Annotated in this window: 14 protein-coding genes; 6 read left to right on the forward strand and 8 right to left on the reverse strand. The window is 41.7% G+C overall.

All coding sequences use genetic code 11. The features are described from left to right. Positions 1-4: 4 nt before the first annotated feature. On the reverse strand, positions 5-427 hold the full coding sequence (locus tag FM019_RS12535; protein ID WP_143836285.1) for a hypothetical protein: 423 nt from the start codon (positions 425-427) through the stop codon (positions 5-7). A gap of 147 nt (positions 428-574) precedes the next feature. Further along, positions 575-1,942: an oxygen-independent coproporphyrinogen III oxidase gene (hemN, locus tag FM019_RS12540; RefSeq protein ID WP_143836286.1), complete on the reverse strand. Its 1,368-nt coding sequence runs from the start codon at positions 1,940-1,942 to the stop codon at positions 575-577. Positions 1,943-2,076: 134 nt separating this feature from the next. Between hemN and FM019_RS12545 the strand changes: the two genes are divergently transcribed. Next, positions 2,077-3,294 carry a cation:proton antiporter gene (locus FM019_RS12545; protein WP_143836287.1) on the forward strand — a complete coding sequence of 406 codons (1,218 nt, stop codon included), beginning with the start codon at positions 2,077-2,079 and terminating at the stop codon, positions 3,292-3,294. A 21-nt stretch (positions 3,295-3,315) separates the two neighbouring features. On the opposite strand, the gene FM019_RS12550 is transcribed toward FM019_RS12545, so the two are convergent. Continuing rightward, complete coding sequence (locus FM019_RS12550; protein WP_143836288.1) at positions 3,316-4,734, reverse strand: TonB-dependent receptor; 1,419 nt, start codon at positions 4,732-4,734, stop codon at positions 3,316-3,318. Positions 4,735-4,899: 165 nt separating this feature from the next. On the opposite strand from FM019_RS12550, the gene FM019_RS12555 reads away from it, so the two are divergent. Together FM019_RS12555 and rlmF are read left to right on the forward strand one after the other, a co-directional pair. Continuing rightward, positions 4,900-5,751 (forward strand): substrate-binding periplasmic protein, encoded by an 852-nt coding sequence (locus FM019_RS12555; RefSeq protein WP_143836289.1) that lies wholly within the window; start codon positions 4,900-4,902, stop codon positions 5,749-5,751. A gap of 238 nt (positions 5,752-5,989) precedes the next feature. Then, entirely contained in the window at positions 5,990-6,916 is a 927-nt protein-coding gene (gene rlmF, locus FM019_RS12560; RefSeq protein WP_143836290.1) for a 23S rRNA (adenine(1618)-N(6))-methyltransferase RlmF, read from the forward strand. 40 nt (positions 6,917-6,956) lie between these two features. On the opposite strand, the gene FM019_RS12565 is transcribed toward rlmF, so the two are convergent. Then, positions 6,957-8,084, reverse strand: coding sequence for a hypothetical protein (locus FM019_RS12565; protein ID WP_143836291.1), 1,128 nt, complete (start codon positions 8,082-8,084; stop codon positions 6,957-6,959). A gap of 134 nt (positions 8,085-8,218) precedes the next feature. Between FM019_RS12565 and FM019_RS12570 the strand changes: the two genes are divergently transcribed. From FM019_RS12570 to FM019_RS12580, 3 genes are all read left to right on the forward strand, one after another. Next, a complete protein-coding gene (locus FM019_RS12570; protein ID WP_143836292.1) occupies positions 8,219-9,121 on the forward strand; it encodes an AraC family transcriptional regulator in 903 nt (300 codons plus the stop codon). A 223-nt stretch (positions 9,122-9,344) separates the two neighbouring features. Then, a complete protein-coding gene (locus tag FM019_RS12575) occupies positions 9,345-9,830 on the forward strand; it encodes a hypothetical protein (protein WP_143836293.1) in 486 nt (161 codons plus the stop codon). Positions 9,831-10,213: 383 nt separating this feature from the next. Further along, on the forward strand, positions 10,214-11,524 hold the full coding sequence (locus tag FM019_RS12580; protein ID WP_143836294.1) for a DUF885 domain-containing protein: 1,311 nt from the start codon (positions 10,214-10,216) through the stop codon (positions 11,522-11,524). Between the two features lie 139 nt (positions 11,525-11,663). Here the strand turns inward: FM019_RS12580 and FM019_RS12585 are convergent, their stop codons facing one another. The 4 genes from FM019_RS12585 to FM019_RS12600 form a co-directional block, all read right to left on the reverse strand. Next, positions 11,664-12,605 carry a PA2778 family cysteine peptidase gene (locus tag FM019_RS12585; protein WP_260681619.1) on the reverse strand — a complete coding sequence of 314 codons (942 nt, stop codon included), beginning with the start codon at positions 12,603-12,605 and terminating at the stop codon, positions 11,664-11,666. A gap of 16 nt (positions 12,606-12,621) precedes the next feature. Then, positions 12,622-13,002, reverse strand: a complete 381-nt coding sequence (locus FM019_RS12590) for a PA2779 family protein (RefSeq protein WP_143836296.1) — start codon at positions 13,000-13,002, stop codon at positions 12,622-12,624. Between the two features lie 502 nt (positions 13,003-13,504). Next, on the reverse strand, positions 13,505-14,653 hold the full coding sequence (locus FM019_RS12595) for a Fic family protein (RefSeq protein ID WP_143836297.1): 1,149 nt from the start codon (positions 14,651-14,653) through the stop codon (positions 13,505-13,507). Between the two features lie 333 nt (positions 14,654-14,986). Next, positions 14,987-15,208 carry a hypothetical protein gene (locus FM019_RS12600; RefSeq protein ID WP_143836298.1) on the reverse strand — a complete coding sequence of 74 codons (222 nt, stop codon included), beginning with the start codon at positions 15,206-15,208 and terminating at the stop codon, positions 14,987-14,989. Between the last annotated feature and the right edge of the window lie 26 nt (positions 15,209-15,234).

The raw sequence follows: 15,234 nt of genomic DNA on the forward strand, positions 1-15,234 counted from the left end.
ATATTTAGCAGTTGGGATCAGGGTGAGAGAGGATATCCGCAAGCCAATGCCTAGCTTGTTGTTCTGTATCAAAAAATCGGTATCTCACGCCAGCGTCTTGATAAATTTCATTCCAGAATCCTTTCACTACATCAGCAAATTCCACTTCAACTAAGACAACAGCAGTGGCTTGTAGATGCATGGTTTTGGCTTTTTTTATTGTCTCGGACAAAATGATTTTAGCTTCTGGCGGGACTAATGGCATGCCGTGTAACAACACCAAACTTGCCCAGGGAGCATGCATAATTTGCTCTCGATAGCCGATTACACTGCGCTGATACTTGAGTACCATTTCAAGATTTGCAGGACCTGCACCGTCTATGATCAACAATTGACCGTCTACGCTGAGATTTAGCTCTCCATGGGTGGGGAAGTTTCGCTGATTCAAACGTCGTCCTTTGAGTCTAAAAAGCTACTGCTAACTCGCTCGCTAGCGTGAAAATCGCTCCAAAATCATGGTTTGAGTCTAACAATAAAACTCACGGTGATAAAGTCTGCACGTAACCTCAATTCGACAGCTAAGTCACGATTGGCTTTAAATTACTCTCGAATACCGATTCAAATGTTGTCGTGATATGTAAGCGTCAAAGGCCATACAAATGTTACGAATTAGCAACCGAGCTGCTGGTACCACATCTATGCGATTTTTTGAGTTTTTCACAATATGATCACTCAAAAATGGAGATAAGCGCTTCAAACTGGTCGAAAAATAACGATCAAAATCGATATCAAATATCTCGTTTACCACAGATTTTTCGACGGTAAGATTACACATCAACTGGCCAATAACGAAACCTCTAATTTGATCATCTATCGTCAGTTTAACCCCTTTGCAAACAGCATTATTCTCTTTTGTGATCCCGTGATAATAGTCTTTAAGCCCCTTTTGGTTTTGACTGTAGCAGTTCCCCACTTTACTGATAGAGGAAACCCCTAAACCCAACAAATCACAGTTAGCATGGGTGGTATAACCTTGAAAGTTACGGTTGAGTTTGCCTTGCGCCTGATGTTTAGCTAATTCGTCCTGGGGTTTGGCGAAATGATCCATGCCAATCATCGTGTAGCCAGCATCGATAAAACGTTCGACAGCGACTTGCATGAGCGCCAGCTTTTGTTCTGCATCAGGCAACCATTCGTCACGAAGCTTGCGTTGAGCGGCAAATTTTTCTGGCATGTGCGCGTAGCTAAACAACGATATCCGCTCCACGTCCATGTCGATTACCTTTTCAATGGTGCGGGAAAAACGCTCTGGCGTTTGGTGAGGCAAGCCATAGATTAAATCCAGGTTTACGGAGCGAAATCCTAATCGCTTGGCTCGCTTCACCATATCTGCAATAAATTGCGTGGATTGCAGGCGATTAATTGCTTTTTGTACCTGTGTATCAATGTCCTGCAGTCCAATGCTAAGCCGATTGAAACCCACATTTGCCAGGTGATCGATGTAATCAAGAGAGAGGTTTCGAGGATCAATTTCAATGCTTAATTCTAGGTCACGGGACAGCTCAAAGCACTGGCGTAGCTTGGCGACCAAATTGGCGATTTGCTGCTTAGTTAAAAAACTCGGGGTACCGCCGCCTAAATGAATTTGTTGAACAGTGTGTCGGCCAAATATTTCTGCTCTACAGGCAATTTCCTTGAATAAGTAGGCCAAATATTCGTCGGCTTTTTGCAGATGTATTGTGACTATTTTATTGCATCCGCAGTAGTAACAAAGACTATGACAAAAAGGAATGTGGATATAAATCGACAAATCGCTGTTGGCAGTGGTTTTTACTGCTTTTAAAAAATCATCATTAAAAAACGATTCAGTAAAGGATAGTGCCGTTGGATACGAGGTGTACCTTGGGCCATTGGTGTTGTATTTCTGTAAAAGCGACGGGTCGCAAAGCTCTGCAGCATTCATGCAAATAAACTATTTATCGAATAATGGCTGCAATGATAGGAAAGGCCTACGAGTTTTTTATTGATCCTGCGCAATATAATGAAAAAGAACTAGGTCTTTGAACTAACCTTAGTAAAAAAACAGAGATATCGAATATGGATCTGACTTTACTTGAGCTAATTGGCAGCATATTGATGTTTGCTTCAGCCGGTATTCTTGGCCTGTTGATCGCCAAATACGTGAAATTACCCTTGTCTCTAATTTTGGTCATCGTTGGTTTCGCATTGTCCTTTTTGATACAACCTTTGGGTTGGGACACAGGAATTAGAGCGAGCAATTTTCAAGACTTGATGATGTTTGTGCTGCTCCCGATATTAATCTTTGAATCCGCTTACAGTCTGGATCTTAAGTTACTGAAAAAGTATTTGCCCAATGTGATCACCTTGGCAACCTTTGGCGTGATTGTTTCTGCCATTGTCGTGGCGTTTGTGCTGTTTTACGGTATTGACCATGTTGGTTTTCCTCTTATTGCGGCATTGATCACAGGTGTTGTTGTTTCGGCAACAGACCCCGTTGCCGTTGTCAGTCAATTAAAGCTCCTTAAAGCACCAGAAGATTTGGCCATTCTGATTGAAGGCGAAAGCTTGTTTAACGATGCTACAGCAATTGTTATGTTTACCATTCTCGTTGCACTGGCGACGAGCAACGAGGTTTTCAGCTTTTCTGGTGCTTTGTTGAAGTTTGTTATTGTATTTTTGGGCGGTATTGCGGTTGGAGTTGTGCTTGGTGCCTTTGCCGCACTGCTTACCAGATGGATAGAAGTCACTCTGCCACACTTGATTTTACTGACCCTAGTGCTGGCGTATGGGAGTTTATATGTAGGTGAACACTTTTTGCACGTGTCAGGTATCGTTGCAGTGATGTTCGCTGCTTTAACCTTTAAAAAAATGGCAGATCCTATCTTGCAAACATTCAAACAGGAGATCCATCATACTTGGGAAAGCCTGGGTTTTATTGCTAATGTTTTTGTGTTTGTTTTGCTGGGGTTAGTTATCACAATCGATATGTTTACCGCCATGTGGTTGGCTATGTTGCTCGCTATTGCAGGATCTTTAGTGGCGAGATTTGTCGCCGTGTACTCTTCTGTTTATTTAAATCACCTCACATTTGGACAATCCATTCCTAACAATTATCCGCCAATAATGGTTTGGGGAGGGTTACGTGGTGCAGTGACCATTGCTTTGGTGCTGTCGTTGCCAACAGAAATGCCCTACTGGTGGACAATTCAGTCTATTGGGTTTGCAGTGGTGATTTTTTCTTTGTTGGTACAAGCGACCACCAACCCGTTTTTAATGCGCAAACTTAAGGTTTAGGTCGCTAGGTTTGAGTATGGCTTAACGTTTGTCGCGGTAACCGAAAAATTTATTCTCAATAATTTGTTCAGCAACCATATCAGGTACGCTGTTCATCCAATCACCTTTGCCATGAGGAAGTTGTTTGAGTACTTCTCTGGAGTAAATCGAAAACAGCTCACTGTCGCTGCATTCGATTCCAGACAAAAATCCGCTTTCCAGCAGGTGACGATATAAAAACCTCAAATGGTCTTGCACTTTCACTTTCGTGAAGTCGTTTAACTCGCCATTGTCGTCCAGCTCTGGGTAAACAAAAAGCCGGGTATTATCAGGGAATAGTTTACCAAAGCCTTCCAGTATTCCGCCTTCAACTCCGCGATAGGAATCTTCATCAAAAATTTGTTTGATATTGATCATGCCAACAACAATGCCGAGTTGTAGCTTGGTATATTGTCGAAAGTAGGCACGAAGGGAAAAATAGCGGGTGTAATCCGACACCATGACGTTGTAACCCATGGAATTTAGCAATTGTACTCTGGCGACAATATCTTTCTCAGGCACTCGTGCATCATTACCTTGCATATCATTGAGCGATATCTCGGCGATCACTGCAGTACTGTCTTTATCTACATCGTTCAACTGATAAAATGCTTTTTGACCTTGTTCAATCATGTCGACATTGAGTTTAGTTACCGGCCTAAAAGAACCGCGAATAGTGAGTACATTTTTTTTGTATAGCAACTCAGCAGGCACGGCGACCGAACCGTCTGGTTTGAACATCACTGCACGGGTTTTCCAACTGCGGATCAAGTGCAGGTTTTTCGCTCGATTGTCTACATCTTCAAAGTAGGGGCCTTTGAAATCAATTGAGTCAATCTCAATGCGGTTGGGCTTCATGTTATCGGTGAGCGAATCTATCATTAACTTCGGATCTTCAAAGTAAAAATAGGCGGCATAAATGAGATTGACACCTAACACGCCCAGTGCCTGCTGTTGAGCTTCAGCGTTGTCGTCAAACATTCTCACATGCACGGTGATATCGGATGGCTCTGCACCTGGATACATTTGAATACGAATGCCCACCCAAGCGTGGCATTCATTTTGACGGTTAAAACTCTTAGCAGCCACCGTTGCAGCATAGGCAAAATACCGAGAGCTCTTAGGGCGAATACTTCCTACTCGGTCCACCACCAAATCAAACTCTTGTTCCATCATGGCTTGCACGCGGGCTTTGCTGACGTATCGGCCGTCTTGTTGCACACCGTAAATGGCATCAGAAAACACCATGTCATACGCCGACATAGTTTTAGCAATCGTTCCTGCGGCTGCCCCTGCAATGAAAAATTGTCGGGCAACTTCTTGACCCGCTCCAATTTCAACAATGGTGCCGTACTTCTTTTCGTCCAGGTTGATTCGAAGTGCTTTTTGACTGGTACTGCGAGAACTGACTTGTTTGTCCATGGATTTGCCTAATCGGTTAGGAATTGCCAATAATATTAGTGTATCCAAAACAGTGGGTACAGTGAAAAATGATAAAAAACCATGACTTAGCTAAAAGGCGAATCAAAATAGCAAAATCATAATAGTGTCTTACACTTATAGAGTGAATACCAAGGACACAAGATTATGAAAACATATTTGCTCATGTTAGTCATATTGACGTCCCTTGCCCTGATTTCTTGCAGTCCAGAGCCAGGAAAGTCAGATAACCAAACCAGCGATGCCGCTGAATCACAAATAGCCCAAACGGCTACACCTGAAGTAGTACCGTCGACACCAAGTTGTTCGTTTAAAATGGGCTTTGACGTATGGGAACCCTACCAATATGTAGATGTCGATGGAGTGGTTAGAGGTCTCGACATTGAACTTATCAGCAATGTTTTAGACGATATCGGATGTCAGGCTGAATTTGTGCAGGGCACTTGGGTGAATCTCCTTGAAGATTTGCGCAACGGTGATGTAGACATGCTGCTGGGCGCCTCCAAAACGGATGCTCGCGAAGAGTTTGCCTATTTTAGCGAACCCTATCGAATGGAAGAATTTTCGTTATACATTCGTAAAGATGATCCGAAAAGGGCCGCTTATGATGATATTGATGCATTCATTGCCAATGGCAGCAAGATAGGTGTTGTTGGTGATTATTATTATGGTCCTCGAATTTCAATATTACTCGACGGCAATGCCACGTCAAAATTCTTTGTTTCAGGAATAATGGGTGAGCTAAATGTAGCGCGTCTTTTAGACATGGACATAGATGGATTCTTGGAAGACAGCTTTGTCGGTGCTTCTATGTTGAGACGAAAGGCTCTGGGTGATTATATCGTTGCCCATGGGTTTACGGTTGAAACTGGCGATATTTATGTCATGTTTAGTCGAGCGTCTGTCACCGAAGAGCAGGTCAATACTTTTAGTCAAGCATTAGATACCTTTAAAAATAGTGCGTCTTATACGGAAATTGTTGGCAAATACAGTCAGTAATTTTGTATTAAAAAAAGAGGTTAAAAATTGCCAGAAGTGAGCCATTCACTTCTGGTCTATCGCTCATGATGTGAATTTTCCTTAGTTGTGCCTCCCACTCGTCACACGATACAAACTTTATGTCTTGATTGGTGCGTGTTGTTTTTCCGAGCCACATTGAGACGTGTTATCCTGAGAACCAATTTGATTAAATGCTCTGGTCATTCAATTCTGTAAAACACGCTTGATTTAAGGTTTTATGCACCCTCGAAACATACACAGAAACGGTTACGATTTTAACGCGCTTTGCACGGCAGAGCCCGCTCTTACCAAATGGGTGGTGCGCAATCCAAGCGGCAAGGCGACAATTGATTTTGCTATGCCAGATGCGGTTAAATTGTTAAACAGCGCGCTGTTGAAATGTTACTACAGGATCTCCCAATGGGACTTGCCAGAGGGATATCTTTGCCCGCCAGTGCCGGGTAGAGCCGACTATGTTCATTTTATTGCTGATTTGTTAGCTGAAGACCATAAAGGTCAAACTCCCAAAGGGTCCTCCATAACGGGCTTAGATATTGGTACTGGCGCAAATTTGATCTATCCGATTGTTGGCTCGCAACAATATGGTTGGCGATTTGTCGGCAGTGAGGTGGATAAAACCGCCTTTATTGCGGCAAAACTTATTGCACAAAGCAACGCTAGTCTGAAGCCCCTTGTTACGGTTCGCAAGCAGTCCAACACAGAGCATATATTTCACGATGTTATCAATGCAAAAGACTATTTCACATTTACCCTATGTAACCCGCCGTTTCATAGCAGCGCCAAAGCAGCGCAGCAGGGTTCCCAGCGCAAAAATAGCAACTTGCAACGTCATAAACAAAAACGTGCTTTATCAGGGAAAATGCCCACCAAACCAAGTTCTAACGACGCTGACGTTACGCTAAATTTTGCTGGTCAAAATACCGAGTTGTGGTGTCCTGGTGGCGAAGTTAAGTTCATCAAACGCATGGTGCAAGAAAGCAGTGACTATAAAACACAAGTTGGCTGGTTCACCAGCCTGGTTTCGAAAAAGGATAGTCTGCGTCCAATCTATAAAGAACTAGAAAAGGCTGCGGTCGCAGACCTAAAAACCATTGCCATGGGGCAGGGCAGCAAAGTCAGCCGCTTTGTTGCCTGGCGTTTTTAATTTAATCAAACCAAATTTTTGTTTGTTCTCGTTGATTGATTCAACGTATTTCGATGCCGTCACATTGATCCAGTCTTCCCATAAGTCCCCAGCCTCCAAAATTGTCAGCAATCACGGCTTGAAGCTCGTTTTTACCTTTTTTCAAAGGTAGGTAAACCAACAATTGCTCTTGATGCATCAGACCTTGTCGTCTGGGCTTATCAAAACGGTAACTTGCATCTTGATACACAAGTATTGTGTTATTTAATGAAAGTGTAATTCGGTCGCTAAACCCCATCAATAATTTGCAGGTTTGTGCTTCATTCGAATGTAAAGCAACTTTGGCCACTGCCGCCCAGTTCCTCATGTCACCGGGCACTTCAACAGAGCGTAGAAGTTCAAAACTGCCGTCAGGTTGCATGATAGGTTCAATCCACTTAGCATTTTTTATCTTTGATGGGATCACTTCAATGGGACCCGGTTCGGTTGCAAATGCCGGTGACACGCGCCATTGAGTAATTTGGCCACTTGGTAAAGTTGACTTGGCGTTGTATGTTACTTCAGACGTTGCTGCGCTAGGTGAAATGGTTATGGCACTGAAATAAGCGCTGAATGGTGCATCGCTTGTTCTAGGCACGAAGCCTCGAAATCCAATCCAACCCGCCTTGGGTTCTCTACCCATTCTGTCTATTGTCATTGCAGGTTGCTGCATATCTCCAACCCAAACCTGTAAGGTCGACCCATTCAATGTGACTTTGATTGGTACCCATTTGTTTGCAGGAAAACTGGCCGCCGCTGTACCTTTTTCTCCATGATACAGTTGCCATGCAGCCATGCTCTGAAAAACGGGGGCATACTGCAATGCATCAGGCGCTTTTGACTTGTGGGTTCGCAAATAGATTTCTTCATACTCTTGCTCATTTTCTCCACGAAAATACAAGTAAGCAAACGCGCGCTCTTGAGGCATATACATCTTAAACTCGATACTGCCATTTTCGAACAACACATCGTTTAATATTGCTTGTCCGCGCCCAATCTTGATCCCTTGAATACCGTCAATCTCCTCGACAGTGACCGCTTGCCCGGTGAATGTCCATGCGGGATCCTGCGGCGTAAAAACCTGTTTCGCGTAAGCGATTGTGGGCACAAATGTACCGAGTAACACCAGAAGCTTTATATATTTTTTCATCATCATGCTCGTTTTAAGAGTGTGCTTAAAATTCTAGTCTGCATGCCGATATGACAACATGGTAAATTCCGGTTGTTTCTGGTACTTTTCAATGATGTGCGGTGAACCATAGAAATTTTACGTTGATTTAACTAATGCAGAGTAATCATTCCTTCAATTTTGAAAACGTAAAAAACGTTAGTTTTTCTCGAAACAAATATGGACCAGAGTTGTTGATAGATGTTGCTTGGATCAGCAACATGCCATCATTCGAGAAATCACCTATTCCTTATCGTATTGATTTTTATGACATTACTTTGATAATAAGTGGGAATGGCTCATTCTGGTTAGATAATCAAGAGTACATTGTTGAGCCAGGTACTGTGCTATTTACCTCCCCTGGGCAAGTACGTCGCTGGTTTGTCGAAGGACTTGATGGCATTTGTTTGTTTTTTCCAGCTGAATTTATACTAGAACATTTCAACGATACCTTATTTTTGCATCGACTACGTTATTTCCATTCAAACCAAGCGGCTTTTTCGTTATCACTCAATGCCGAACAGCGCTCTCGACTACGCGAGAGAATGAAAACCATGTTAGACGAAATCAAGCAGCTGAGTGGCGACAGCAATCACTTGCTAAGAGCGATTGCTTATGAAATCTTGGTTAATCTTAATCGTTGGTATGCACAACGTTATGGACACAATTTGGATGGCGTCAGTGAGTCTACGGTTTCAAAATTTCGTGAAGTGTTGGAGCGAAAATATCGAGAAACCCATCAGGTCTCGGATTTTGCCAAAATACTAGGATTGACCCCTGGACATCTTAATCATTTATGTAAAAAGCACTTGGGCCAAACCGCGAGTAAATTGATTGAAAGCCGAGTAATGTCAGAAGCATGCAGGTTGCTGGTGCATACTGATCGGGATTTAGGCGCCCTTGCGATGCATTTAGGGTTTGCAGACCCATCCTATTTTAGTCGCGCGTTTCGGCGTTTTACTAAAGTATCGCCCAGAGACTATCGTATAAAGGGAAAGCAACGTCTCCATCAGATTTGAAGGCAACTCAGAAAGTCATACTGGAGATCGCGACTTTTTCTTTAATTTGTTGTGTGCCGACGTTAGCATGAATACACAAGTTTATAAAATACCCCCAATATAGCGTTGAATTCAAGCTGAGATTGCACAGTAAATTAACTTATGGAATTAAACCGCATTCTGCTTTTGAGCGTTATTCGACTATTGTTCAGAATACTTAATTAAATTAATACAAGGACGCACCATGACGATACTCAATCAACGTTTAGAATCCTTAGAGCAATTTGTTGAACTTGTTTTTGAGTCACTTGAGATTGCGAGTCAGTGCAAAATGCTGATTTTTCCTTCAAGTGTAAGAGAGGAGTTCAGCTTTGCTGTCGAAGAAAAATATATTAGGGGAGAGGAAAAGCAAAGAATTTTACAATTTTTGCAACATGGGACAATGAGCGATAGGTTGAGCACATTTGATGGTGAATCACCGACATTCGAGCAGCGTCTTTATGCGGCAGGGCTGACAGGACCTGAGTTGAATTACAAACTGGCTGAAATAAGTCAAGCGGCGAATGTTTTCTATGAAAAGGGTGGGGCTTTAAATTTCAGTGCTTTGCTTAAAAAAGCATTGATTTTGCTTAAAAGCTTAATTGGCGCAATCCCTGGTATTGGTTCAGCACTGCAAGAACTGATGGATTTCATTGAGCAACGTGTTAAAGACTTAACTGCACGTCCTTGAGACAATAGCCGTATGATCATGTCTATTGTTGAATGGTTCAGGTGGTGCTGTAAATGATCTGGTAAGCATCGCTGTATTTATTGTGCTATTGCTTTTTGTTCCTTGCAATTTCATAAGAGGGATCAATAAGTTCGGTGGTAGACTTTCGAGTATTAGTTTTTGTTGGTAGAAAGATCTGAATGTAAATAGAATTGCTTGGCAATGGCGGAACGTTAAGTTTTTAAAATCATGTATCCCACCATTGAGTGCATACGAAATTAGGGCAATTTACTATTTTATCGAAATGGTTCACCAAATTAGCACCACAGATAAAATGGGTGTTGGTGCGCTCACAAATGTTCTAACATTACCCACAAATCTACTAATAAAAATAAGGAACACAGATGATGACACGTCTCTTTATTGCACTTGCTTGCTTGGTTTTGGCAGCTTGCAATAACCCTGACCCAACTAACAAGCCCACGATCGACACCGTAGCCGAAGGTTATGTAAAGCTAGTGTTGCGTGTTGGCCAATACGATAAAGACGTGGTGGATGCCTATTATGGACCAGAGGAGTGGAAACCGGCCGCACTGGAATCTAAAGATTCGCCTTTCCCTGCAAAAGAGTTGCTATCACTTGCTGAATCGCTACAAACCCAATTGGCAAGTGTTGATGTAGCGGCTTTTTCAGCTTTGGAAATGGCCAGATTTGCGATGCTAGGTAAACAACTCACGGCAATTGCCACAAAAATTAGTATGCTCAACGGCGCGACCTATAGTTTTGATGAAGAAGCCAAACGACTATACGATGCTGAGCCTCCTTCATTTCCCCTGTCACATTTTGACGAATTATTAACTCAATTAGATGCTAAGTTACCAGGAGAAGGCTCTGTAGCTGAACGTTACAGTGCGTTTGCCAATGATTTTGTGATACCCAAAGAAAAACTCGATGATGTCTTTCGTGTGGCTATCGCCGAAGCGCGTAAACGTACATTGGCGCATTTTACCTTGGCTGAAAATGAAAACTTTGTGCTTGAGTACGTGAATGATAAGTCATGGTCTGGCTACAATTATTATCAAGGTAATGGGCAAAGCTTGATCCAGCTAAATACAGACTTTCCTATTTACATTGATCGAGCTATCGACCTAGCTGCTCACGAAGGCTACCCAGGTCATCATGTTTTTAATGCGCTATTAGAAATGAATTTAGTTAAAAACCGTGGCTGGATGGAATTTTCAGTGTACCAACTCTTCTCGCCGCAATCGCTTATCGCCGAGGGCAGTGCAAACTACGGGATTGATGTGGTGTTCCCAGGGGATTCTCGCCTTGAATATGAAAAGACGGTATTGTTCCCTCTTGCTGGCTTAGATGCTAATAAAGCTGATTTGTACTATGAAATCCAAGCGATCCGCGGAAAATTAAACTATGCGGGCAACGAGGCTGCGCGCTTGTATCTAAACGGTGAAATCACTCGTGAACAAGCTGCCGCGATGTTAGAAACATACCTGTTGTATGAACCAGATAGGGCGCTACAACGCACGCGATTTATGGATCAATATCGCAGTTACGTGATCAACTACAACTTAGGAAAAGACCTGGTCGCAGACTATGTGGAATCCCAAGGGGGCACAGCCGATAATCCAGAAAAACGCTGGCAGATATTTCAAGAGCTCTTGAGTAATCCGCACACGGCTAGCACTATTTCTCGTTAGAACGCTAAGCTACTAAATAAAACGGGGTTACAGTTTTGTGACGCCGTCTGTTTTTTAATTCAGTAGCAAAGAGACAAAAAAGCCTCGACAATGTCGAGGCTTTTAAAATATCAATTCTTTTCCAAACAGCACCGTATTTCTAGGTACAGTTAACGCCATTGTTTAGGCGATTTGTGGTCTCCAGTGTCTTCAGCAATTCTGGACTTTCAGGAAATCTTTTTAACGCGTTATCGAGAACCTCAAGCGCCTTGGCTTTGCAGTGTAACTCTGTCAACGCATAGGCATAGTTGTTAGCATACTCTTTTTGATATTGCCCAACATGCCAGCCTTTCGCGTACCACTCGATAGCGGAATTGATATCATGCTCCAAATAATAATTGGCTACTAATAGGTAGGGCAGCCATTGTTGAGGCCATTGGTTTGTCGCCGCGACAAGGTTGTTCAGTGCTATGCTTTTATCACCCACTTCTAACATGTTATACGCCGCACTAATGTATGTGAATGGTATCAACTGATCGCTCGTCTTACCTTCCGGCAATGGCGCTAGAAACCAATAATTTGCTCGCGCCCAGGTTTTTTCAAATAACTCAAATGACATAGTGTGATTTGGGGTCAAACCTGTGTGCAAGGTCAACTGTCGTTGAGATAAATCGTACCCAATTACCACAGCATAGTGCCATTGAGGTATCAGTTGAATGGATAGATTCTGGAACACAATAACAGGTATGTCTTCTTCAACTAATCTAATAATTTGCTCAATTGTCCCTCTTTGAGAATAAGGAAGAAAACCATATTGTCTTGTTGCAGAAATCATTTCCAGCTGCAGGCTTCCCTCTTTACCAGGGATGAAGAGTTTTGGTGCTATCTCATTAGCTTCAGTCATTTTGCCGTGGTAATTGAACACCTCTGATAGTGTCGTCGGCCCACAATAAAACTCTTGCTGGGGATAAAAAGGAACACCCTCAATAATCTTTTGTTTTGCAACGTCTAGCAGCGCGGCGGTACGAAGTGCATCGGCCTGAGGTGTTGTCTGGCAACCTGAAATCAAAACTAAGCCTGCATAAATGCAGGCTAGTTTCAATATTGAGTATAAAATCCTATCCATTTACTGGACGAATGAAAGGGTATACGTCGGTCACTCCAAGAAGGTCAAGAATTGCTACTATGGCGAGGACCGTCAATACTGCACCGACTACGCCTCCTGCAGGAGCATCGTTTAGATGAGCATTTAGTTGGTTTAATTCCGAGTCAGTCATAACGTTGATGCGTACAATAGCATCTTCTTTATTTACGCCTAAACTAACAAGCTGATTTTGCACATCTTCTCGACTGACCATTTGAATAATCTGTTGCTTATTATAGAAAGCATGCTGTGACTTCATTATCGTCGCAGAGCTGATTGCTTCAGCATGTGCACTCCCAATAAATGCAGACAGGGAAAGAAATACACCGAGTAGTAGCGAATAACGTTTTTTCATGAAACTTCCTTAAAACTTTTTATTAATGTTATCGTTCAAAACCACACATACAAGTAATATGCCATTAGCTTCAGCGTCTTGCTCAATCACTATGTGCAAAATGCAGAGCTCTTATCTTAAGTGAAAAGACAAGACAAGAATTCCGATTTAAAGGTATAGCTTTTACAGACAATTTTGTAAATTGTACAGACAGATACTCCCCCAGAAGTACTTTGCCTTGAATTGAACCCTTTTGTTAATAACTGCAGGGTAATTCTCTATTTTCTAGGCGGATCAAGTCATCGAATTGAAACGGTACTGCAAATCCAATGCACAAACGGATCTGATATTTGTTAATCGTTTTGGAGGCGATGTTACACAAAAAAAAGGGCTAAAGAGAAGTCCGACCCTGACTTGAATTTGGCGGTTAACTGTTTGATATTAAATAGTTAAATGCCTTTATAATGATATGGTTGTTACTTACGGTGTTACATTGGATAAAAGTCATTAAACTCAATAATTGCTATAACGAAGAAGTAAATCCCTCTTTTTCAAGTGACTTCATGACGCCTCTAATCAGTACGCTGTTAGTGAAATCAATCATATAAGTTCTAGCATTTTCTCTAACGGGACGAATCATTCGAGCTTCATTAAGCTTTGTTATTTGATAGGTTATTTGTCTTGGCGTTAATTGCGGAAGCATTTCTTTTAAATCATTTGCTTTAAATTGTCCTATATCCGCCGCAAACCTAAGTATTTTATCTTCGTCTTTTGAGATAAGACCTTTTTGTATCGCTTCGGTAATGGCAGGGTAAAGTATTTGTGATTTAAGGTAGTCATGCCTCGTTAGTTTGTCTACTTTGCTTAATTCATGCTTTATTCCAGACAGAGCATAAGTTGTCCATTCCTCCAAGCCTTCATCTGTGCCTCGATCAGCCTTTTCCAGCATTTCGTAATACCGTTCCCTGTCATTACAAAACACAGCTGTAGGATTGAGTACTCTTCCACCTACTTGAACTTCAAACCCAAATTTAAGCAGCAAAGCGTAAGTAAAAAGTCTTACGACTCGGCCATTTCCATTAGTAAATGGGTGTGCCCACGCAAATCTGTGATGCGCTAACGCAACCTTCATCAAGTCATAAATTGGCTTATCTTCTGAGTTAACAAATTTTAGAATTTCATCCATGTGTTCTTGAACTTGTAAAGAGTCTGGAGGGGTATGCTTGGAACCAGCAATTCTTACATTTCCAGAACGATATTTTCCAGGTGTGCGGTCTCCTTCTTGATTTATTGATAGATTTAAAACGGTCAGTTGATGAAGTTCTTTGATGAATGAATGTGTTATCTCGTAGCCAGTTGAAACTTCCTCATCAACAAAGGCCAACGCTGCTTCAATATTCTGTATTTCTTGAATATCCTCTTCGGGAGAGTCGACTTCTTTTGAAACTTTGGTTTCTATATAATCAGCTAAAGTCGTATGGTTTCCTTCGATTCTTGCTGAGCCAAGACTTTCCAATAGGTGGAATATTTCTTTTAACTGAAAAAATATAGGGGCAGGGGTGTCACCACGCAACACAAGACGTCTCGAAGCTTCAAGCTCGACAATCACTTCGTTAAGTGCTGAGTCGAAGCTAGGCTTTATAAGTCTCAATTTAAATCCATTTTCACTCACTTTAAGCGCCTTTGATAATAAATAACGTAGATTGAACAGTTAACTACAACTTTTACCTTAAATATCTACAATTATCAAACGGATTATCTACAATTTTGGTGTCAATATTTATATAAGTGATTGATAATAAATTAAACTTAAAAATACAACTTCAAAACTTAACTACAAAATTTAACTTGGATTAACTACAAAAAGCGCAACTCAGAATTACAAAGCTCATCGTATAGTTAGGACTAAAAAGTTTTTAATTTCGCGGCTGTGTAAGAAAAGTTAGTGCGGCGGTACTTCATTTAAAAGTCGTTGAAATTTTACCCGCCCCCATTTATCGAGATACTATATGTTTCTTCCGCTTACCAATTCCCATAAGATATGATTAGCTATGCCTTTCATCGAGGTGTGTAGTTCATGAGGTTCATAAACTGCCGGGTCACGCTTACTAAAATTTTTAAAATAAATTGTTTGTTCTAACTTTCGTTTGCCTGTGACTACTCTGAGGCCAACAAATGTCTGACCTTCAAACTCAATTTCTAAAGTTTCAGTAAAGTTTGTTTTCACAATTAATCTCCTATTTTTTGATGGAG

The organism is Aliiglaciecola sp. M165 (genome assembly GCF_007197995.1).
GTDB lineage: Bacteria > Pseudomonadota > Gammaproteobacteria > Enterobacterales > Alteromonadaceae > Aliiglaciecola.

Excerpts from the sequence above, each read along its gene's own strand:
- FM019_RS12550 (WP_143836288.1), bottom strand. The coding sequence starts at position 4,734 with ATGGACAAACAAGTCAGTTCTCGCAGTACCAGTCAAAAAGCACTTCGA.
- FM019_RS12565 (WP_143836291.1), bottom strand. The coding sequence starts at position 8,084 with ATGAAAAAATATATAAAGCTTCTGGTGTTACTCGGTACATTTGTGCCC.
- FM019_RS12575 (WP_143836293.1), top strand. The coding sequence starts at position 9,345 with ATGACGATACTCAATCAACGTTTAGAATCCTTAGAGCAATTTGTTGAA.
- hemN (WP_143836286.1), bottom strand. The coding sequence starts at position 1,942 with ATGAATGCTGCAGAGCTTTGCGACCCGTCGCTTTTACAGAAATACAAC.
- FM019_RS12590 (WP_143836296.1), bottom strand. The coding sequence starts at position 13,002 with ATGAAAAAACGTTATTCGCTACTACTCGGTGTATTTCTTTCCCTGTCT.
- rlmF (WP_143836290.1), top strand. The coding sequence starts at position 5,990 with ATGCACCCTCGAAACATACACAGAAACGGTTACGATTTTAACGCGCTT.
- FM019_RS12580 (WP_143836294.1), top strand. The coding sequence starts at position 10,214 with ATGATGACACGTCTCTTTATTGCACTTGCTTGCTTGGTTTTGGCAGCT.
- FM019_RS12555 (WP_143836289.1), top strand. The coding sequence starts at position 4,900 with ATGAAAACATATTTGCTCATGTTAGTCATATTGACGTCCCTTGCCCTG.
- FM019_RS12545 (WP_143836287.1), top strand. The coding sequence starts at position 2,077 with ATGGATCTGACTTTACTTGAGCTAATTGGCAGCATATTGATGTTTGCT.
- FM019_RS12570 (WP_143836292.1), top strand. The coding sequence starts at position 8,219 with ATGCAGAGTAATCATTCCTTCAATTTTGAAAACGTAAAAAACGTTAGT.